The sequence below is a fragment of the Acinetobacter sp. N1-1 genome (assembly GCF_056711485.1).
In genome coordinates this window covers 84,006-104,599 of the sequence record NZ_JBWXUO010000012.1, presented here as the reverse complement: position 1 = coordinate 104,599, position 20,594 = coordinate 84,006, and the positions used below count along the sequence as shown (strand labels likewise).

The window sequence follows — 20,594 nt, the reverse complement described above, 5'->3', positions numbered from 1 at the left end:
TTACTCTCTTGCAAGTGCAGCGACAGGATCTAATTTGGCTGCATTCTTTGCGGGCAAGAAGCCAAATACAATACCAATAAGTGTAGAACAGATGAAGGCTGCAACAATAGATATTGTCGAATAAGATAGGGTAAATGCACCATTTGCAACATGTGTAATAAGCTGACCTAACCCAATAGACAGAAAAATACCCAATACGCCACCAAGTAAGCAAACTAAAACAGCTTCAATTAAAAATTGTTGCAAAATATCGCCTTGGCGAGCACCTACAGCCATTCGTACACCAATTTCTTGGGTACGTTCTGTCACAGAAACGAGCATAATATTCATTACACCAATTCCACCTACTATTAAAGAAATAACAGCAATTGCAGAAACGAGTAAAGTCATGGTATTTGTTGTTTTTTCAATAGTTTGCCGAATACTATCGCTATTCATAGTATAGATGTCTTGTGTGCCATGACGTAGTGAAAGTAAATTTACAATTGCATTATCTGCGGCATTTGTAGAATATTTATCATTCACAAGCACAATAATATTGCGCACATTGGTTTGTCCAAGCATACGGCTCATTACAGTCGTATAAGGCATGTAGACATTTAATGTGTCACTTGATGCCATGGCTGTATTTTGTGATTCAACAACTCCAATGATACGTGCAGGTACGCTACCTAATAGGATGACTTGTCCAATCGGACTATTTAGGTGGCCAAAAAACTTCTGTTGTGTATTAGTGTCGATGACAACATCTTGCGAGCGTGAGTGAACACTTGCGTTATCAAAACTTTGACCTTCTGTAAATTTTAAACCTTTTACTAAAAAGAAGTCCTCATTGACACCATTAATGCTTGCAGTTGCTTCAGTTTCTTCAAACCTCAGTGTTTTAGAGGTATTCACAACAGGGCTAGCAGCACTTACATAGGGCTGAGTTTCAAGTGCATTGGCATCATCTGGAATGAGTGTTTTTACATTGGCGAATTTAGAGTTATCACCAAAACTTTTACCTTGAAAAATAGTGATAGTATTTGTGCCTAAACTACTAATATCTTTTAAAATTTGTTCTTGTGAACCTTTACCAAGAGCAACAACCGTTACCACGGAGGCAATACCAATAATAATGCCAAGCATAGTGAGAAATGTACGAATTCGATGAGCATTCATTGCAATGAGTGCCATATGAAATGCTTCATTCAAACGGTCTAATATAGAAAATAAAGCTGAAGATTTTGTACTTTTATCTTCATTATGGGTAAGTACGGTTGTTTGCTCTGGGTGTTTGGTTACTTTAGTTGTCGTTATATCTTGATGAGATGGTGTATTGGCTTGGTCATTAATAATTCGACCATCTTTGATCTCAATAATGCGCGTTGCATTTTTAGCGACCTCCATATCGTGGGTGACTAAAATTACTGTATGACCTGATGCATTTAACTCTCGTAAAATACGTATGACTTCTAAGCCACTCGCAGAGTCGAGCGCACCTGTTGGCTCATCGGCAAGAATAACATCGCCGCCATTCATAAGTGCGCGTGCAATAGAAACACGCTGTTGTTGTCCACCAGAGAGTTGATTCGGTTTATTTCCTAACTTTTCTTCTAAGCCAAGTGCAGAGAGTAGGTCTTTAGCACGTTTTTGTCTTTCAGTTGTTTCAACACCTGCATAAATGGCAGGAACTTCTACATTTTCTTTTGCAGTTAGGTCATTTAGAAGCTGATAGCGTTGAAAAATAAAGCCAAAATATTCTCTACGTAGTTGCGCTAAATTATCTGGTGTTAAACTGCCTGTTTCTCGCCCTCTTATGGTATATGTGCCGTTTGTTGGTTGATCTAAACAGCCAAGAATATTCATGAGAGTGGATTTTCCTGAGCCTGATTGCCCCACAATAGCAATGAATTCACCCTCATGAATTTTTAGGTTAATATTTTTTAAAACTTGAATAGTCGACTCACCTGCGGGAAATTCACGAACAAGGTTTTTGACCTCAAGCAATACTTGCTTTGTCATGATTACATTCCCATTGGTGGGCCATTACGTTTACGGCTATTATTTGATTTTGCATCCGCAGCAGATGCATCATTGCTGTCAGCAATAACAACTTGTTGGCCTTCTTTTAATCCAGCCAAGACTTGAGCATTAATACGGTTATTAATACCAACCAGTATTTGTTGAGAGTAAGTATTTTCACCATCGTAAACACGAACAAAGTTTAGACTTGCTTTGCCATCTTTAATTAACTCTTTTTGTGCATTGGTAAGTTCTAATTTATGTGCTTGAGGTAAGCTATTTTCATGATGAGGCGATGCTATGCCATTTGATGCAAACATAACTTTAGAGCTACTGAGTGCTGAAGATGGAACTAAAATGGCATCTTTGACTGAGTTAAGTACAATATAGACCTGTGCAGTCATATTAATACGTAGTTTGCCATCAGGGTTGGGAACATCAAATAGTGCATTGTAGTAAACAGCACTACTACTCGTACTAGTTGAACTTGAATCACTTGCAATTGAGTCTGGGGCAGGTTCAATCTGACGCAAAGTGGCATAACGCTTCTGGTCATCGCCAAGTGTTGTGAAATAGACTTGCTGACCTTTTTCAATTTTCATTACATCTGCTTCACTGACTTGTGCTTTTACAGTCATTTGTCCAAGTTGTGCAAGTTTTACAATAGTCGGTGTAGTCTGGTTTGAGTTTACCGTTTGCCCTTCATCTGTCACGATTGCAACAACTGTTCCATCAATGGGTGCAATAATACGTGTATAACCGACATTAGTTTTTGCTGTTGACTCAGATAAGTATGCTTGCTCGATTTGTGCATCGAGTACCTTCATTTGTGCAGATGCAGTTCTATAGTTTGCTTCAGCAGTTTCAAAACTTGCACGAGGCGTTGCATTTTGTGCAAGCATTGCTTTCTGACGATTATACTCAAGCATTGCTTCATGAAGTTTTGCATCTTGCTGTAGATGCTGTGCTTGTAAGCTACGGATGTTTGCAGCTGCATTTTGTAAAGTATTTTCTTGGGTTTCTGAGTCAATTTTAGCAATGACTTGACCTACTTTTACTTGGTCGCCAAGATGAACATACATATGTTTGACTTGACCAGATACCTGAGCACCTACGCTCAGCATTTTACTTGCACTTAATGTTCCTGTAGCAAGTACGGTACTTTCCAAGTCACCTTTTGTGACGGCCTCAGTAATATATTGAGGAGGTTCAACTTTAGGCTTTGAAAACTGCCAAACAAAGAAGCCAATGACAATAATAATGAAAAGTATAACTAACAATTTAGGGGATTTAATTTTTTTTAACATATAGGAGTATAAGCTACGTAACTTTATCTGAAAGGGCTTGTAAAATAATATGCCGGTACGATGTTAATATCTTCACTAGTTTAAAATAATAAAGACATATTCCTGATTGATATGGCTTATTAAAATAGTATTTTACTACATAACTGGCCAATTGCTTGCAATATCAACAATTCAGGCTTCTGCTGTGAGTTGCCTTTAATTGCAAGGTCAATTTCTAGTAGTAAATGGGGCCATGTAAGGAATTGTTGTGGTTGAAAACGACGTAAAGCATTTTGGTATAGATACAATTTGGTTTTCCATATACCAAGTTGTAATCCATTTCTAGGTTGTTCAAAGAGCTGCATGAGCAAGCGCATTTCTTTACTAATGACCCATAGTATAAATGTCATTGGTTCGCCTGTTGCTATCAAATATTGATAAATTTTAATAGATTGCTCAAAATTACCCGCAAGTAGATTATCGCTTAGGTCATAGGTTGAATAGCGAGATTGATCTTGTAGACAACTTTGTAACTCATTGATACCAATATTTGTTATATCGGGAAAAGTGTCACTGACACGAATTAAACTATTCTTTGCAGCAAGTAAATTGTGCTCATGATGTTCAAGTAACCATGTCCAAGCATCATTTTCTAATTGAATAGACAATTTTTTTGCTTCAACTTCTAAAATTTGTTGCCGATCTTTGGGATATGGTGCATTCAGGGTGACGAGTATTCCATTGGCTTCAACAGTCTGTATAAAACTACTTTTTAGACTTTGTCCATCTTGTTTTGGCATCACAATAACAAGCAAATTTTGCTCATTATGTTGAAGAAATGCCTTAAGCATTTTAAGGCCACTTGCATCAGGTTTAATGTTGCCATGTGCTTCTATTGCAAGCTGTTGTGAAAAAAGCGAGAGACTATTTAATGCATTGAATACATTTTTCCAGTCATTCACACTTTGAATATCGTAACGTTGTCGTTCGATATCTTTAGATAGCCACTCTTTACGAAATTGATCTAATAAGTTTTGTTCAAGTAATGGTTCTTGGCCATGCAAAAGCCAAGCACCTGATGCATTTTGTGTGCGCTTTAGTGCTTGGAGATAGTCAATTTTCATAAAAAGCTATAGTTTATTTTGAAAGTGTAGGTAAACGATTGGTTGAAATTTGACGTGCCATTTGCTGGGCAACATCATCAACGAGCATATCGTTTAAATAAGACTCTTCGTTATCATCGACGTTTACCGTTGCAACGTTGTACTGATAGCTTTTTACACTTGAAATTGTACGGGGTTCTGTAACTGGAGAACCATTGCGGTCTTCAATTTGAAATGTAACATCTAAATGTAGAATAACTTCAGCTACACGACCACTCAACTTTTGACGACGATATTGATAGTCGAGCACATGTAATGTATATGTGTTTGGGTCTTGATCAAACTTTGCACCATTGCCAATCAGATAAACTTTGAGTTTTTCTCCTAAGTTTGCTGTGTTGGCTGGTAAATCGAGTTTCATATGCTGATATACGAGAGGTGTTGCATTAGGGCCGTGGCCAACAAGATGAAAGCCACATCCCACTAAGCTTGCACTTAGACCTAAAGTTAAAATAACTGCTGAAAGACGTTGGACTAAGTGCATGCTTTTTCCTCTTTTTTTAAACCACTAGGTTTACGAGCTTATTTGGAACAACAATTTCTTTCTTTGTTGGCCCAGTTAAGAATTGTTGTACTTCTGGTAATGCTTTTGCTTGAGCAAGAATCTCATCTTTCGATAGATTGGTTGCAACTTCAAGTTTACCACGAAGTTTACCATTAACTTGAACAACAATGATTTGCGTATTACGTGCAAGTGCTGATTCATCGACCATAGGGAAGCGTGCTTCTGTTAAGTCGATACCAAATTCAGCCAATAGCTTTTGACTTAAATGTGGTGCAAATGGTGCAAGCATTGTCAGTAAAGCAACGATTGATTCTTGTTCAACTGCAAGGTCGTTGTCAGACTTCGTTGTGAATTTCGTAATCGCATTTAATAATTCCATTTGTGCTGCAATGGCTGTGTTAAATGCGTGACGACGCTCAATATCATCACCAACTTTAGCAATCGTTTCATGTGTTTTACGACGTAGATCTTGTGCATCTTTAGATAAAGTAGCTTTGTCTAGTTGAATAGATTTATTTGCCGATTTTTCTAAGAAGCCTGTACTTAAACGCCATACACGTTTTAAGAAACGGTTTGAACCTTCTACGCCTGCATCTGACCATTCAAGAGACTGATCTGGTGGTGCTGCAAACATTGTAAATACACGTGCAGTATCTGCACCATATTGGTTAATAATGGCTTGAGGGTCGACCCCATTATTTTTGGACTTAGACATTTTTTCTTGTCCACCAATAATGACAGGTTGACCATCTGTTTTGCAGACAGCAGCAGTAATACGACCCTTTTCATCGCGAGTAAGCTCGACATCTGCTGGGTTGAACCATGTTTTTTTACCACTTTCTTCTTCACGATAGAATGTGTCGGCAAGTACCATGCCTTGAGTAAGTAGGTTTGCAAAAGGTTCATTACCTTGAACAACACCTTCATCACGCATTAACTTATGGAAAAAACGTGCATATAGTAAGTGTAAAATAGCATGTTCTACACCACCAATATATTGATTTACAGGTAACCAAGTCTGTGCTGCTTCAGGTTTAATCATACCATCTGTAAAGTCTGGTGATGCGTAACGCGCATAGTACCAAGAAGACTCAACAAAAGTATCGAGGGTATCTGTTTCACGTTTTGCATTGCCACCACAGTGTGGGCATGTGGTTTCATAGAACTCAGGCATTTTTGCGAGTGGATTACCAGAACCATCTGGAACAACATCTGTTGGAAGTTCTACAGGTAATTGATCTTCAGGTACAGGAACTTGACCACATGATTCGCAGTTGATCATTGGAATAGGACAACCCCAATAGCGTTGGCGTGAAACACCCCAGTCGCGTAAACGGAATTGTACTTTTTTACTTGCAAGATTTTTAGGCGCTAGAAGCTCAATAAATGCATCAAAAGCTTCTTGGAATTTTAAGCCATCAAACTGTGCAGAGTTAACGAGCTTACCTTCTTTACTGCCATACCATTCTTGCCATACGGTTGCATCGTAAGCATTGTCTTTTGCACCTTGTGCATCAATCACTTGCTTAATTGGTAAACCGAATTTATTGGCAAATTCAAAATCACGCTCATCATGTGCAGGTACAGCCATAACTGCACCAGAGCCGTAGCTCATAAGTACATAGTTTGCAATCCAAACTTCTACATTTTCACCAGTAATAGGGTGTTTTACATAGAGTCCTGTTGCCATACCTTTCTTTTCAGCTGTTGCAACATCTGCTTCAGACACAGAACCATGACGACATTCTTCGATAAATGTATTAAGTTCAGGGCGTAGTTCAGCAGCTTTTTTTGCCATAGGATGTTCTGCTGCAATCGCAACATAAGTTACACCCATGAGTGTGTCTGGTCGTGTGGTATATACAGTTAATTCATCTGCATAAATGCTTGTATCAGCCGATGGGAACGTAATGTCCATTCCTTCTGAGCGACCAATCCAATTACGTTGCATTGTTAGCACTTGCTGTGGCCAACCATCTTTAAGTTGCTCTAAATCATCAAGTAGTTCTTGTGCATAGTCTGTAATGCGGAAGTAGTACATTGGAATATCACGTTTTTCTACCAATGCACCTGAACGCCAACCACGACCATCGACTACTTGTTCATTTGCAAGAACAGTTTGGTCTACAGGATCCCAGTTTACAGTTGAAAGTTTACGGTAAATAAGACCTTTTTTATAAAGTTGGACAAATAACCATTGTTCCCAGCGATAGTATTCGGGTGTGCATGTTGCAATTTCACGATCCCAGTCAATTGCAAGGCCTAGGCTCTTAAGCTGATTACGCATGTAATCAATATTTTCAAATGTCCATTTTGCAGGTGCAACTTTATGTGCGATGGCTGCATTTTCCGCAGGTAGACCAAAAGCATCCCAACCCATAGGTTGTAAAACTGTTTCACCTTTCAGTCGGTGGAAACGACTAATCACATCGCCAATTGTATAGTTACGCACATGCCCCATATGCAGTTTACCGCTAGGATAGGGAAACATAGACAGAATGTAACGACGTTTACCTTCTACAGTGTCGGCAACTTTAAAAACTTTGCGATTTTCCCAATCTTGTTGAACATTTGGTTCAATCGCATTTGCTTGATATTCAGGGTCGATATGTGATGTAGCCATAAAAATTTAATCGATGACGGATTATAGTTAAAAGTTGATACAGCATATCGCAAAAATACTATAAAAGTGAATTTTGCAATATAAATTCTATATTGTTAGTCCATCTTATTTAGACGGAGGTGAAAAATATCTTACTTTTTAGGGTTAAGTATATAGTTTCTCTCGCTCATCATTGTGTAATGGGTTGAGTCATTGGCATAACATTGCTGCTATTAGATGAAGAATGTGAATACTGTTCATTATTACTGCTGTTATTTTCTACTGTGCTATTACCGTTGAGAGGGCTGTTATATGTTTTAACTACGCCATGTGCGGAAACACCTTTTTCCTTTGGTGGGGGTGTTTTTGTATAGTGGGTTGAACCATTTGAATCTGTCCATTTGTAAAAATCTTGCGCATGTGCAATTGGTAAAATAGACAATGGTATAAATACCAAAAAAGAGATTCTTTTGAGAGTAAGGAGCATTTTTGTACCATTAGTTGATGAAAATTTAATATTAATATAAATAGATTGTGTGACAATGGGAAAAAATTTCTTTTATATTTATCTTTTAAGTAAAAAATCGTAAATTTTTTTTGAGAATATGGCGGAATAGATTCCTTTTTCTTTATATTATCCATTCTTAGATAAGAATTACGAAAAAAGAGCAGAAGCCTTGACTTTTTATGCCGAAAAAACAAGAATGTTTAACATATCTACTTTACTTGACCACCCTTCACTTAAAGTAGTAGCAATGGGCATGCGCTCTAGCCGAGTTGTTATGTTTAGAAAAAAACGATGTTTATCCCAGCATGTTTTGTCAGGTTTTGTGTGTAAAAACACATTGAATCTTCTTTTTTCCTATTGCAAGATTAATCGTTAAAGCTGTGCTATAAAGAAGCAGAGTAACTGTAAAAATTAAAAGTACTATATGTCTCCCATATGGTGTGAAAAACAATAGGGTGAATCACGTTGGAACTTCTTTCTGGTGGTGAAATGCTCGTTCGTGCACTTGCGGACGAGGGTGTTGAGCAAGTTTTTGGCTACCCAGGTGGCGCCGTACTGCATATCTATGATGCTCTTTTTAGACAAGATAAAATTCAGCATTACTTGGTTCGTCATGAGCAAGCAGCAGGGCATATGGCCGATGCATACGCTCGAGTAACGGGTAAAACTGGTGTCGTACTTGTGACGTCTGGACCGGGTGCAACAAATACGGTTACACCAATTGCAACCGCATATATGGACTCGATTCCAATGGTGGTTCTATCTGGACAGGTTGCATCGCATCTTATTGGTGAAGATGCTTTCCAAGAAACAGATATGGTGGGTGTATCTAGACCAATTGTGAAGCATAGTTTTCAAGTGCGTCATGCAAGTGAAATACCTGAAATTATTAAAAAAGCTTTTTATATTGCTTCAAGTGGTCGTCCCGGTCCTGTTGTTATTGATATTCCAAAAGATGCAACGAACCCTGTAGATAAGTTTGCTTACGAATACCCTGATAAAGTGAAAATGCGCTCTTATCAACCACCGAGTCGTGGGCATGCAGGGCAAATTCGTAAGGCTGTAGATGAATTAATTACTGCAAAACGTCCTGTAATTTATACAGGCGGTGGCTTAGTTCAAGGCAATGGTTCTGAATTACTTACCGAGATTGCACACCTTTTAAATTATCCTGTAACAAGTACGTTGATGGGTTTAGGTGGTTTCGATGGAACAGATCCACAATTCCTAGGTATGCTGGGAATGCATGGGACTTATGAAGCCAATATGGCAATGCATAATGCTGATGTAATTTTTGCAATAGGCGCACGTTTTGATGACCGTGTGACCAATAGCCCTGCAAGATTCTGCCCAAATGCAAAGATCATTCATATTGATATTGACCCTGCATCAATTTCCAAAACGATTTTGGCACATATTCCAATAGTAGGAGCTGTAGAACCTGTATTACAGGAAATGCTTGCTCAATTGAAGCAATTAGATGTGCTAAAACCAAATGAAGAAATAATTTCAGATTGGTGGAAACAAATTGATGAATGGCGTGGTCATCATGGGTTGCAATATGTACCTACTTTGAATAATCAAATTAAGCCACAGCAAGCAATTGAAGCGCTGTATAAAGTAACAAATGGTGATGCCATTATTACTTCGGATGTTGGTCAGCATCAAATGTTTAGTGCAATGTATTATAAATATAAGCGTCCGCGTCAGTGGGTGAATTCGGGTGGTTTGGGTACCATGGGTGTAGGCTTGCCTTATGCAATGGGTGCAAAACTTGCACATCCAGATCAGCAAGTAGTCTGTGTAACAGGCGATGGCTCTATTCAAATGTGTATTCAAGAATTGTCTACATGTAAGCAGTATGACCTCAATGTAAAAATCTTGTGTTTGAATAATGGCTCACTGGGTATGGTGCGTCAGTGGCAAGATATGAACTATGAAGGTCGTCACTCTCAATCATATGTTGAGTCTTTGCCTGACTTTACAAAGTTGATGGAAGCGTATGGTCATGTTGCTATTACTATTACTCATGCAGATGAGCTTGAGGAAAAGTTAGCAGAAGCCATGGCAATCAATGACAAATGTGTATTTATCAATGTCATGGTAGAGCACGCAGAACATGTATATCCAATGCAGGTTCCAGGCCAAGCGATGAAAGACATGTGGTTGGCAAAAGGAGAGCGTACGTCATGAGACACATCATTTCGGTATTAATGGAAAATGAATCGGGTGCGCTTTCTCGTTTAGTTGGTTTATTTAGCCAACGTGGATACAACATTGAAACTTTAAATGTTGCGCCAACGGAAGATGAAACGTTATCACGTCTTACACTCACAACTTATGGCGATGATCACAAGATTGAGCAAATTACAAAACAGTTGAATAAGTTGATTGAAGTTGTGAAGGTTGTGGCATTAAGTGAGAGCGCCCATATTGAGCGTGAGTTAATGCTCATTAAAGTGAAAGCATCTGGTACTGCACGTGATGAAATTAAGCGTACAGCAGATATATTTCGTGCAACAATTGTAGATGTAACGCCGACTACATATACCGTACAAATAGTTGGTACTGCCGAGAAATTAGATGGCTTTATGGATGCTTTGGCGGAAAGTACGATTTTAGAAGTTGTACGTTCTGGAGTATCTGGAATTGCACGTGGCGAAAAAGTTTTAACTGTTTAACTAAATTAAAAAGATTTTTACTGGAGATAACAAATGCAAATTTTTTATGATAAAGACTGTGACTTGTCGATCATTAAAAGCAAAAAAGTAGCGATTATTGGATATGGTTCACAAGGTCATGCACATGCTCTAAACCTTAAAGACTCAGGTGTTGAGGTTACTGTAGGTTTGCGTGCGAACTCTGCATCATGGAAAAAAGCAGAAGGTGCTGGCTTAAATGTTGCTGAAGTGCCAGAGGCTGTAAAAGGTGCAGATCTTGTAATGATCTTAACACCAGATGAGTTCCAATCTCAGCTTTACCGTGATGTGATTGAACCGAATATTAAAGAAGGTGCAACACTTGCATTTGCACATGGTTTTGCAGTTTTGTATAACCAAGTTGTGCCACGTAAAGACTTAGACGTAATTATGATTGCGCCAAAAGCACCAGGTCATACTGTACGTTCAGAATTCCAACGTGGTTCAGGTGTACCTGATTTAATCGCTATTCATCAAGATGCTTCTGGTAATGCACGTAATGTTGCGCTTTCTTATGCTTCAGGCGTAGGTGGTGGTCGTACTGGTATTATTGAAACTTCATTCCGTGAAGAAACTGAAACTGACCTTTTTGGTGAGCAAGCAGTACTTTGTGGTGGTGCAGTTGAACTTGTAAAAGCAGGCTTTGAAACACTTGTAGAAGCAGGTTATGCGCCAGAAATGGCATACTTTGAGTGCTTACATGAATTGAAGTTGATTGTAGACTTAATGTTTGAAGGTGGTATTGCAGACATGAACTACTCGGTTTCAAATAATGCTGAGTATGGTGAGTATGTAACAGGCCCTGAAGTGATTAATGACCAATCACGTGAAGCAATGCGTAATGCATTGAAACGTATTCAGTCTGGTGAATATGCAAAAATGTTTATTCAAGAAGGTGCTTTAAATTATCCATCTATGACTGCACGCCGTCGTCAAAATGCAGCACATGGTATTGAAGTAACTGGTAATAAGTTGCGTGCAATGATGCCGTGGATTAAAGCAAACAAAATTATTGATAAAGATAAAAACTAATTTGTCTTTTTAATGCAAAAGCCTCACTTTACGGTGAGGCTTTTTTTATGGTATTCATAGGGGTGTCATGCTTTTAATTATAATATACGTTTAGAAAGAGTATTTAAAAAGAATGAAGATTACTATTTGCTTAAAGCTAAATAGTAGGAAAATTGAAGGGGCAAAATGATGCTACAAGAGTTAAAAATAAGAATGCTCGCCCTCGATTTAAAAGGTTGTATTTACTTAAATCGATTTTCAAAGGTAAGGCTTGTTGCACGTTTTTTTAAGATTGTTAGTCGCTTAGGAGATGGCACATTCTGGTATGCCATGATGCTAATTACATGGTTAATGCATAAAAATAGTTATTATCGGCAAATTATTTATTTGATGGTTGCGAGTAGCTGTGCAACATTACTTTATAAATTACTTAAGCATAAAACAACACGACCAAGACCTTATCAGGTGCATCAAGTGATTGTGCTTGGGGAGCGTCCTCTCGATCACTTTAGCTTTCCATCAGGTCATACTTTACATGCAGTTTTATCTACAACGGTACTTGGTTATATTCAGCCAGTTTTATTGGTGGTTATGATTCCATTTACATTGTGCGTTGCACTTTCCCGTATGGTATTGGGCTTGCATTATCCAAGTGATGTACTTGTTGGTGCAATTTTAGGAGCAACAATCGCAGCATTGGTCATTAATCTTTCATTTTATTTTAATATTTTGTTATAGAAAGATATACAGTAATAAATTCCCCTCATTTTTTTGTTAAAGTACCGTTTAATGTGTGGCACAAATATAAGGAATAGGTATGGCTTTACGTTGGACAGATACCATTGATATTGCGATTGAGCTTTCAGAAGCACATCCAGATGTCGACCCACAATGGGTACGATTTACCGATCTGCATGCATGGATTTGTGCCTTACCTGAGTTTGGTGATGATCCAAATAAGTCGACAGAAGGGTTGCTTGAAGCAATTCAGATGGCTTGGATTGATGAAGCAGACTAAAAAACACATAAAAAACTAGACTTTTATAGATTCAAAGCTGATTATTTCGGCTTACACCGCTATAATGCGGAAAATTTTTCTCACTCTTGTTTAAGGAGCCAATCATGGCGATTGAACGTACATTATCGATTGTAAAACCTGATGCTGTTGCAAAAAACCACATTGGTGATATTTTTGCTCGCTTCGAAAAATCTGGTCTTAAAGTTGTTGCAACTAAAATGAAGCATTTGTCTAAAGCTGAAGCTGAAGGCTTTTATGCTGAACATAAAGAACGTGGTTTCTTTGCTGATCTAGTTGCATTCATGACTTCAGGTCCTGTTGTTGTATCTGTTCTTGAAGGTGAAAATGCTGTATTGGCTCACCGCGACATTTTAGGTGCAACAAACCCTAAAGAAGCAGCTCCTGGTACAATCCGTGCAGACTTCGCTGTAAGCATCGACGAAAATGCTGCTCACGGTTCTGACTCTGTAGAATCTGCTGCGCGTGAAGTTTCTTACTTCTTCGCACAAACTGAAGTTTGCCCACGTACACGTTAATTCGTCGGCCACTTCAAACCAGATAAGTGTTATAATGCTTATCTGGTTTTTTATGCTTTACATTTTTTATTTGAAAAGCAGTCTCTATTTTTCTTCTTTCGACATTATTAGGTAATACACATGGCTCATGAAGCAGTTAGTTCATCGTCTGTAACAGGTGAACACCATAACGCCACAGCTCAGCCTGAGAATACAACACCCAAAGTAAATTTAATGGGCATGTCGCGGGCAGAATTAGAGGTGTTTTTTGAAGGGCTTGGCGAGAAAAAGTTTCGTGCTGGGCAGGTGATGAAGTGGATTCATCAATACTTTGTAACAGACTTTGCCGAGATGACAAATATTTCAGCGAAGTTGCGTGAAAAACTAGAACGTATTAGTGAAATTAAAGCTCCTGAAGTTGTACATCGTAACTATTCTAAAGATGGTACACGTAAATGGGTCTTTCGTGTTGGTGATGGCGCAGGATCGTTGGTTGAAACTGTACTTATTCCAGCAGATGATAAAACAGGTGCACGTAAGACACTTTGTATTTCATCTCAAGTTGGCTGTGCGTTAGATTGCTCTTTTTGTTCTACAGGTAAACAAGGCTTTCAGCGTGATTTAACATCAGATGAAATTATTGGTCAATTGTGGGTAGCTAACCAATCTTATATGGAAGATGTTGAAATTGCAGAAAGAACTCGTTCTGTAACCAATGTAGTTATGATGGGAATGGGTGAACCATTACTTAATTTCAAGCCTGTAGTTAAAGCAATGTCTTTAATGTTAGATGACTTTGCTTATGGTATGTCTAAACGTCGTGTAACTTTATCTACATCGGGTGTTGTACCTATGATGGATAAGCTGTCTGAAGAATTAGATGTAGCACTTGCTATTTCATTACATGCACCAAATGATGAGCTTCGTAATGAACTTGTACCAATCAATAAAAAATATCCATTAGAACAACTTATTGCAGCAGCTCAGCGTTACATTCGTAAAGATGGTAATGAAAGTGCACGTAAACATGTCACGATTGAATATGTCATGTTAGATGGTGTCAATGATCAAGCTGAACATTCACAGCAACTCATCAAGTTATTAAAAGATTTACCAAGTAAAATTAATTTGATTCCATTTAACCCATTTCCACATGCACCTTACGGTCGTTCTAGTAGAAACCGTATTATTGCATTTCAAAAAGCTTTATCAGATGCAGGTTTTGTTTGTACAATTCGTCAGACACGTGGTGATGATATTGATGCCGCATGTGGACAACTCGTTGGACAAGTCGCCGATCGAACACGTCGTGCTGAGCAATGGAAAAAGAAAGTTGCGCAACAAGGCGAAATTATTCGATCTCAAGGATAAAATAATGTAGAGGCAAGTGCGTGAAAAAAATAGCATCATATGCAGTTGTAGGTCTAATATTGAGTTTAGCACTCCAAGGGTGTGAAACGACTCAGACGTTAAAGCAGAACCCAAAGAAGTCTGCTGAGGTCAGAACCCAAATTGCGGCAGAATATATTCGTTCTGGAGATTTGGACGCTGCGAAGCGCTCTCTTGACGAAGCATTACAAAAAGATGACCGTGATGCAACTGCAAATATGATGATGGGTGTGTTATTACAACAAGAAGGTAGCCCAAATAATTTAGTGAAAGCGGATCGTTACTTTAAACGAGCGATTTCACTAAACTCTGCAGATGCCCAAGTCCGAAATAACTATGGACGTTATCTATATCAGATTGGACGTTATAATGATGCAGAAAAACAGCTACAAATTGCTGGCTCTACATTAGGTTATGATCAACGTGCAATGGCTTTAGAAAATCTAGGGCAAACTTATTTGCACTTAGGGAATACAATAAATGCAGAACAGGCATTTTTAAATGCTCTGAGAGTTGATCAAGATTCATCTATTTCGATGATAGAGTTAGCAGAAATTTCGTACCAACGTCAGCAATACACTGCAGCTGCTCAATTTTATGAGAGTTATGTACGTGTTGTTGGCAGTAAAAACCAAAGCGCTCAAGCACTTTGGGTTGGGATTCGCATTGCGCGTGCGAATGGTGATAATATGAGTATGCAAGTCTTGGTTAATCAGTTACGCGCGCTATATCCAGATAGCCAAGAATATCAGCGTTATTTGCAATTACAGTACAGTACTGAGGCGGTATGGAAGTAAATCCAAATTCACAACAAACGGCGGGTAAACAGTCGACTCCGAATACATTAGGTAATGTTCAACGTCCTGGTGAGTATTTACGCCATGTTCGCCTAAATAAAAAATATGATTTATCAACTGTTGCTCAGGCACTCAATATTCCACTGCGTACCATTGAAGCTTTAGAAAAAGATGATTATAAATCATTGCCAGAAGCGGCTTTTATTAAGGGATATTATCGAAGCTATGCCAAGCATTTAGATGTAGATGCTTCTACAATTATTCAAAGATTTGATGAAATCTATCAGAATGATACGGGCATGCAGGCAAATCATGGTTTGAAAGATTCACCCATTAAAATAATGGGGAAACTTTCTGGTTCAAATCGTGAAAAAAGTCGTAAATGGCTAAAACGTATCATGATTATTGTTATTGCAGTTTTAGTTGTTTGGCTAGTTGTGGCAGGTATTCAAAGCTGGATGTCTAAGAAAAAACAAGCACAACCTGCAAATGCACAATCGAATGTACAAGTACTTTCTGTCGATCAAAGTCAACCAGTATCTGGTGATAAGCTAGAGCTTCATATATCTCGTCCGACATCACTAAATATTGTTGATTCAACAGGTAAAGTTTTAGCAACGGGTCGTCAGGCTGAAAATTTAACACTTAATGGTCAAACACCTTTTCAAATTCGTTTAAACGATGCGGGTGCTGTGTCATTAAAGTTAAATGGTGAGTCTATTTCATTGTCTCCATATACAGTAAACGGTAAAGCTGATTTTCGTTTATCACGTTAAAAGACAAAGTTGAGCAGTAATAATGATAGTAAACCCGATTAAGCGTCGTCCAACACGAAAAATTCGTGTTGGTTCTGTCTATGTTGGTGGTGATGCACCAATTAGTGTCCAGAGTATGACGAATACAGAAACATGTGATGTTGATGCAACTGTTGCGCAAATTCAACGTTGTGTGCAAGCAGGCGCAGATATTATGCGTGTATCTGTACCATCTATGGATGCTGCTCGTGCTTTCGCCGAAATTAGAAAGCAAGTAGATGTCCCTTTAGTCGCTGATATTCATTTCGACTATAAAATTGCGCTTGCTGTTGCTGATTATGGTGTAGATTGTTTAAGAATTAATCCAGGTAATATCGGTTCTGAACAAAAAATTCGAGAAGTGGTTGCAGCAGCCAAGCACAATGATATTTCTATGCGTATTGGTGTGAATGCAGGTTCACTCGAAAAAGATTTACAAAAAAAATATGGTGAGCCGACAGGTGAAGCCTTACTTGAGTCTGCTTTACGTCATATTGATATTTTAGATCGTCTAAATTTCCATGAGTTTAAAGTGAGTGTAAAAGCATCTAATGTATTTTTAACGCTCGATGCTTATCGTCTACTTTCGAAGCAAATTGATAACCCATTACATTTGGGTGTGACTGAAGCGGGTATTTACCGTACAGGAACCGTTAAATCGGCAATCGCACTTGGTGGGTTATTGCTCGATGGTATTGGCGATACCATGCGTATTTCTTTAGCAGCAGAGCCTGAAGAAGAAATTAAAATTGGTTTTGATATTCTTAAATCACTTACTTTACGCTCAAATGGAATTAACTTTATTGCTTGCCCGAGCTGCTCACGTCAAGAGTTTAATGTCATTAAAGTAATGCAATCTCTTGAAGAACGTTTAGAAGATATCCGTACACCAATGGATGTATCTGTGATTGGCTGTAAAGTAAATGGTCCAGGTGAAGCAAAAGAAGCAGATATTGGGGTAGTTGGTGCAAGCCCGCGCTCGCTTGTGTATCGTAATGGTGATAAAAGTCATCTTATCGATACTGATCAATTGGTTGACGAGATCGAAACGATGGTTCGTCAGCGTGTCCAAGAGCTTGAAAAAGCAAAGTCAAAAGAAATTATTCGTAGTTCATCATCATGAGTTCAATTGTTGCAATTAAAGGTTTTAACGATATTCTTCCAACACAAACGCCTGCATGGCGCCGCTTGGAGCATCACTTAGCATCACTAATGGATGCATACGGCTATCAGCAAATTCGTTTGCCAATTGTTGAGCAAACAGGTTTATTTAAACGTGCAATTGGTGATGCAACAGATATTGTTGAAAAAGAGATGTATACCTTTTTAGATAAAGGTAATCCGCCAGAGTCTTTAACATTACGTCCAGAAGGTACAGCAGGCTGTGTTCGTGCCATGCTTGAGCATAACTTATTACGTGGAGCAACGCCTCGTGTATGGTATGTAGGTCCAATGTTTCGTTATGAAAAGCCGCAAAAAGGACGCTATCGTCAATTTCATCAGTTTGGTGTAGAAACATTTGGTGTGGCAACACCAGATATCGAAGCAGAACTTATTCTAATGACAGCACGCCTGTGGAAACAAATGGGTGTTTTAGATAAGGTTCAGCTTGAGTTAAATACATTGGGTGAAATGGATGAGCGTACAGCTTACCGTAATGCTTTAGTTGAGTTTTTAACAGAACATAAAAATGATCTTGATGAAGATTCTCAGCGCCGTTTGACAACAAATCCTTTACGTATTTTAGATTCTAAAGATGAAAAAACGCAGAAGATTCTAGAAAATGCCCCAAAATTGCATGACTTTATGCAAGAAGAAAGCATGGCACATTTTGAGCAACTAAAACAGTATCTTACAGATGCAGGTGTTGCTTTTGTCGTGAATCAAAAGCTTGTACGTGGCTTAGACTATTACAATAAAACAGTTTTTGAATGGACAACCACAGCATTGGGTTCTCAAGGAACCGTATGTGCTGGCGGTCGTTATGATGGTCTAGTTGGTCAACTAAAAGGTAAAGCAAACCAGTCTGTCCCTGCTGTTGGTTTTGCAATGGGTATGGAGCGTTTACTTTTATTATTAGAACAAGTTGAAGAAGCACAGCCTATTCGTGACTGTGAGGTCTTTTTAGTTGCAGATCCAAATTATCAGGGGAAAGCACTTGTTTTAGCAGAAAAAATAAGAAATGAACTTGAAAGTGAAAATTCTAGCATTCGACTAAAAGTTGGCTCAAAAGGCAGTATGAAGAGTCAAATGAAGAAAGCAGACCAATCTGGTGCGACATTTGCAATGATTCTTGGTGAGCGTGAATATGAAGCACAGCAAGTTGGTTTTAAAACGCTTGCAAATGCAGAGCAAACGGAAGTTGAAATTTCAGACATCACTTCATTTTTACTGCAACAGTTTTCTTAATTTATCTAATTTAGTAAAAGGGATCGTCAGATGAGTAGTGCACTAACAGAAGAAGAGCAACTCGATAATTTAAAATCACTGACAAAGAAGTATGGGTCGACAGTTGTTAGTGGTGTACTCATTGCGTTAATTGCTTTTTTTGGCTGGAACTATTGGCAAAAGAAGCAGCTTGTAACAGGGCAAAATGAAACCGCTCGTGTGCAGCAATTGATGGATCAAGCTCAGTCAGCTTCTATGTCTGATAAAAATGCGATGGTTGGTTTAGTCACATCGGCAGATGCTATTGTAAATAATGGTATAGATACAGCACAAGCAATACAAGCAGAGTTGGTCGTTGCAAAAGCATATTCTGATCGTGGTGATTATGCTTCAGCAGAACGTGCTTTACTGAAAGTGCAAGGGTCTAAAGTCAGTGATGAAGGCTTAATTGCGCTGGTTAATTTACATCTTGCATATGTACAAATTGCTGAAAAGAAATATGATGAAGCAGTTAAAACACTTGATTTAATTAAGTTGCCTTCATTTAAGGCAACTGTAGATGAAGCACGTGGCGATATTTTTGTGTATAAAAATGATGTTGTGAATGCACGTACAGCTTATCAAAATGCATGGAAAGAGGCTGTTGAGCAGAAACAACAACCACAAATTTTACGTACTAAACTTGAAAGTGTTGGTATTGTTGTAAATGATCCAGATATTGAAAGTCCAATTTTGAAAACACAAGCGGATGACTCTTAAATGAATAAAAGATTTAAAATACCTTTTGTGTTGACTCTTGTTGCTGCTGCTTTAGTGGGCTGCTCAAGTAATAAGCCAAAAGTTGAAAAAATTAAACCAAATCCATTACCAAAACTTGTTCAAGCTAAAACCTTACAACAAGTTTTTTCTGAGCATGTTTCTGCAACAAATAAGAATGATCCCTTACGTCTACAAATTGCAGTGGATAATGGTACATTATTTTTCATTGATCCTAAAAAAGATACGGTTGAAGCTTTTCAAGGTAATAAGCGTCTTTGGACAACACGCATTTCTAAGCATGGAACATTGAGTGCGGGTGCAGTTGTAGGCAATGGTGTGGTCATTGTTGGTGATCAAAAAGGACAACTTTTTGGATTAGATGAAGCGACAGGTGCAGTAAAATGGACAAGTCAATTATCTGGCCCAATTATTACACCATCTTATATCCAACAAGGTCGAGTGATCACTGTCACTAATGACGGTAATGTGTACGCAAATGATGTAAACTCTGGTCAGCAGTTGTGGACATACCGTTTACCAACTGTGGCCTTAAGCTTACGTGGTCAAGCTGCACCAACACAATTAGATCCAAATACAGTACTTATTGGTACAGCAAATGCTTATGTCTATGGTATTGATGTCGTAAGTGGTATTCCGCGACTACAACGCCGTGTTGCGGTTGCTGAAGGTTCAACAGATGTTCAGCGTCTTAATGATATTGATGGTGACCCTGTCATGATGGGACAGTTCATGGTAACAACAAGTTATCAAGGACAAGTGACCGTAACGGATCTACAACAGCAACAAGTTGTATGGAGTGATAACGCAAGTAGTAATAAACGTCCAGAAGTGACACAAGATGCTGTGTATATTACGACAATGGATGGTAAAATTATTGCTTATGGCTTGTTGACAGGGGAGAAGTTGTGGGAAAATGATCAACTTCTACACCGTAACTTAAGTAATCCTGTATTGCTTGGCTCAGATCTTGTTGTTGGTGATTTTGATGGTGCATTAAGCTTACTTGATCCGAGTACTGGTAAAATTATTGGTCGTTCAATGACAAAAGGTGATGTAACTTCATTACGTGTTGTTGATAACCAACTCTATGTTTCAACTCAAAAAGGCGCGTTAAGCGTTTGGCAGAATCGTTAAT

The 20,594-nt window shown here is 38.5% G+C and carries 19 protein-coding genes; 13 read left to right on the top strand and 6 right to left on the bottom strand.

Annotation, left to right across the window (positions count from 1 at the left end; all coding sequences use genetic code 11):
* The 6 genes from AC1MPL_RS00725 to AC1MPL_RS00700 all read right to left on the bottom strand — a co-directional run bounded on the left by AC1MPL_RS00725 (position 1) and on the right by AC1MPL_RS00700 (position 8,002).
* Positions 1-2,004, bottom strand: a complete 2,004-nt coding sequence (locus AC1MPL_RS00725; protein ID WP_479763440.1) for a MacB family efflux pump subunit — start codon at positions 2,002-2,004, stop codon at positions 1-3.
* A 2-nt stretch (positions 2,005-2,006) separates the two neighbouring features.
* Entirely contained in the window at positions 2,007-3,311 is a 1,305-nt protein-coding gene (locus AC1MPL_RS00720; protein WP_479763438.1) for an efflux RND transporter periplasmic adaptor subunit, read from the bottom strand.
* 119 nt (positions 3,312-3,430) lie between these two features.
* A complete protein-coding gene (holA, locus tag AC1MPL_RS00715; protein ID WP_479763436.1) occupies positions 3,431-4,414 on the bottom strand; it encodes a DNA polymerase III subunit delta in 984 nt (327 codons plus the stop codon).
* Positions 4,415-4,427: 13 nt separating this feature from the next.
* Entirely contained in the window at positions 4,428-4,937 is a 510-nt protein-coding gene (locus AC1MPL_RS00710) for an LPS-assembly lipoprotein LptE (RefSeq protein WP_479763434.1), read from the bottom strand.
* A gap of 16 nt (positions 4,938-4,953) precedes the next feature.
* Entirely contained in the window at positions 4,954-7,581 is a 2,628-nt protein-coding gene (gene leuS, locus AC1MPL_RS00705) for a leucine--tRNA ligase (protein WP_479763432.1), read from the bottom strand.
* A 169-nt stretch (positions 7,582-7,750) separates the two neighbouring features.
* On the bottom strand, positions 7,751-8,002 hold the full coding sequence (locus AC1MPL_RS00700) for a DUF4124 domain-containing protein (RefSeq protein WP_479763430.1): 252 nt from the start codon (positions 8,000-8,002) through the stop codon (positions 7,751-7,753).
* 531 nt (positions 8,003-8,533) lie between these two features.
* On the opposite strand from AC1MPL_RS00700, the gene AC1MPL_RS00695 reads away from it, so the two are divergent.
* The 13 genes from AC1MPL_RS00695 (at position 8,534) to bamB (ending at position 20,593) form a co-directional block, all read left to right on the top strand.
* The gene (locus tag AC1MPL_RS00695) at positions 8,534-10,261 is read left to right on the top strand and encodes an acetolactate synthase 3 large subunit (RefSeq protein ID WP_479763429.1); all 1,728 of its coding nucleotides are present in this window, start codon (positions 8,534-8,536) and stop codon (positions 10,259-10,261) included.
* Positions 10,258-10,749 carry an acetolactate synthase small subunit gene (gene ilvN, locus AC1MPL_RS00690; RefSeq protein WP_479763427.1) on the top strand — a complete coding sequence of 164 codons (492 nt, stop codon included), beginning with the start codon at positions 10,258-10,260 and terminating at the stop codon, positions 10,747-10,749. Before AC1MPL_RS00695 ends, ilvN begins: the two co-directional genes overlap by 4 nt.
* A gap of 33 nt (positions 10,750-10,782) precedes the next feature.
* Positions 10,783-11,799, top strand: a complete 1,017-nt coding sequence (gene ilvC, locus AC1MPL_RS00685; protein WP_237414587.1) for a ketol-acid reductoisomerase — start codon at positions 10,783-10,785, stop codon at positions 11,797-11,799.
* Between the two features lie 165 nt (positions 11,800-11,964).
* Positions 11,965-12,516, top strand: coding sequence for a phosphatase PAP2 family protein (locus tag AC1MPL_RS00680; RefSeq protein WP_479763425.1), 552 nt, complete (start codon positions 11,965-11,967; stop codon positions 12,514-12,516).
* Between the two features lie 79 nt (positions 12,517-12,595).
* Entirely contained in the window at positions 12,596-12,796 is a 201-nt protein-coding gene (iscX, locus tag AC1MPL_RS00675; protein WP_023272972.1) for a Fe-S cluster assembly protein IscX, read from the top strand.
* Positions 12,797-12,900: 104 nt separating this feature from the next.
* A complete protein-coding gene (ndk, locus tag AC1MPL_RS00670) occupies positions 12,901-13,332 on the top strand; it encodes a nucleoside-diphosphate kinase (RefSeq protein ID WP_023272971.1) in 432 nt (143 codons plus the stop codon).
* Positions 13,333-13,452: 120 nt separating this feature from the next.
* Complete coding sequence (rlmN, locus tag AC1MPL_RS00665) at positions 13,453-14,682, top strand: dual-specificity RNA methyltransferase RlmN (RefSeq protein ID WP_479763423.1); 1,230 nt, start codon at positions 13,453-13,455, stop codon at positions 14,680-14,682.
* 20 nt (positions 14,683-14,702) lie between these two features.
* Entirely contained in the window at positions 14,703-15,497 is a 795-nt protein-coding gene (gene pilW, locus AC1MPL_RS00660) for a type IV pilus biogenesis/stability protein PilW (protein WP_479763421.1), read from the top strand.
* A complete protein-coding gene (locus tag AC1MPL_RS00655) occupies positions 15,488-16,273 on the top strand; it encodes a helix-turn-helix domain-containing protein (RefSeq protein WP_479763419.1) in 786 nt (261 codons plus the stop codon). Before pilW ends, AC1MPL_RS00655 begins: the two co-directional genes overlap by 10 nt.
* Before the next feature lie 22 nt (positions 16,274-16,295).
* Positions 16,296-17,414 carry a flavodoxin-dependent (E)-4-hydroxy-3-methylbut-2-enyl-diphosphate synthase gene (gene ispG, locus AC1MPL_RS00650; RefSeq protein ID WP_479763417.1) on the top strand — a complete coding sequence of 373 codons (1,119 nt, stop codon included), beginning with the start codon at positions 16,296-16,298 and terminating at the stop codon, positions 17,412-17,414.
* Complete coding sequence (gene hisS, locus AC1MPL_RS00645) at positions 17,411-18,700, top strand: histidine--tRNA ligase (protein ID WP_479763415.1); 1,290 nt, start codon at positions 17,411-17,413, stop codon at positions 18,698-18,700. Before ispG ends, hisS begins: the two co-directional genes overlap by 4 nt.
* A gap of 30 nt (positions 18,701-18,730) precedes the next feature.
* The gene (locus AC1MPL_RS00640) at positions 18,731-19,438 is read left to right on the top strand and encodes a YfgM family protein (RefSeq protein WP_479763414.1); all 708 of its coding nucleotides are present in this window, start codon (positions 18,731-18,733) and stop codon (positions 19,436-19,438) included.
* The gene (bamB, locus tag AC1MPL_RS00635) at positions 19,439-20,593 is read left to right on the top strand and encodes an outer membrane protein assembly factor BamB (protein ID WP_479763412.1); all 1,155 of its coding nucleotides are present in this window, start codon (positions 19,439-19,441) and stop codon (positions 20,591-20,593) included.
* Position 20,594: the final 1 nt, after the last annotated feature.

Bases quoted from the DNA above. Each gene is read 5' to 3' on its own strand.
- AC1MPL_RS00640 (WP_479763414.1), top strand. From the start codon at position 18,731: ATGAGTAGTGCACTAACAGAAGAAGAGCAACTCGATAATTTAAAATCA.
- holA (WP_479763436.1), bottom strand. From the start codon at position 4,414: ATGAAAATTGACTATCTCCAAGCACTAAAGCGCACACAAAATGCATCA.
- leuS (WP_479763432.1), bottom strand. From the start codon at position 7,581: ATGGCTACATCACATATCGACCCTGAATATCAAGCAAATGCGATTGAA.
- ilvC (WP_237414587.1), top strand. From the start codon at position 10,783: ATGCAAATTTTTTATGATAAAGACTGTGACTTGTCGATCATTAAAAGC.
- AC1MPL_RS00680 (WP_479763425.1), top strand. From the start codon at position 11,965: ATGATGCTACAAGAGTTAAAAATAAGAATGCTCGCCCTCGATTTAAAA.
- AC1MPL_RS00710 (WP_479763434.1), bottom strand. From the start codon at position 4,937: ATGCACTTAGTCCAACGTCTTTCAGCAGTTATTTTAACTTTAGGTCTA.
- AC1MPL_RS00655 (WP_479763419.1), top strand. From the start codon at position 15,488: ATGGAAGTAAATCCAAATTCACAACAAACGGCGGGTAAACAGTCGACT.
- rlmN (WP_479763423.1), top strand. From the start codon at position 13,453: ATGGCTCATGAAGCAGTTAGTTCATCGTCTGTAACAGGTGAACACCAT.
- bamB (WP_479763412.1), top strand. From the start codon at position 19,439: ATGAATAAAAGATTTAAAATACCTTTTGTGTTGACTCTTGTTGCTGCT.
- ndk (WP_023272971.1), top strand. From the start codon at position 12,901: ATGGCGATTGAACGTACATTATCGATTGTAAAACCTGATGCTGTTGCA.
- ispG (WP_479763417.1), top strand. From the start codon at position 16,296: ATGATAGTAAACCCGATTAAGCGTCGTCCAACACGAAAAATTCGTGTT.
- ilvN (WP_479763427.1), top strand. From the start codon at position 10,258: ATGAGACACATCATTTCGGTATTAATGGAAAATGAATCGGGTGCGCTT.
- hisS (WP_479763415.1), top strand. From the start codon at position 17,411: ATGAGTTCAATTGTTGCAATTAAAGGTTTTAACGATATTCTTCCAACA.
- iscX (WP_023272972.1), top strand. From the start codon at position 12,596: ATGGCTTTACGTTGGACAGATACCATTGATATTGCGATTGAGCTTTCA.
- AC1MPL_RS00725 (WP_479763440.1), bottom strand. From the start codon at position 2,004: ATGACAAAGCAAGTATTGCTTGAGGTCAAAAACCTTGTTCGTGAATTT.
- AC1MPL_RS00720 (WP_479763438.1), bottom strand. From the start codon at position 3,311: ATGTTAAAAAAAATTAAATCCCCTAAATTGTTAGTTATACTTTTCATT.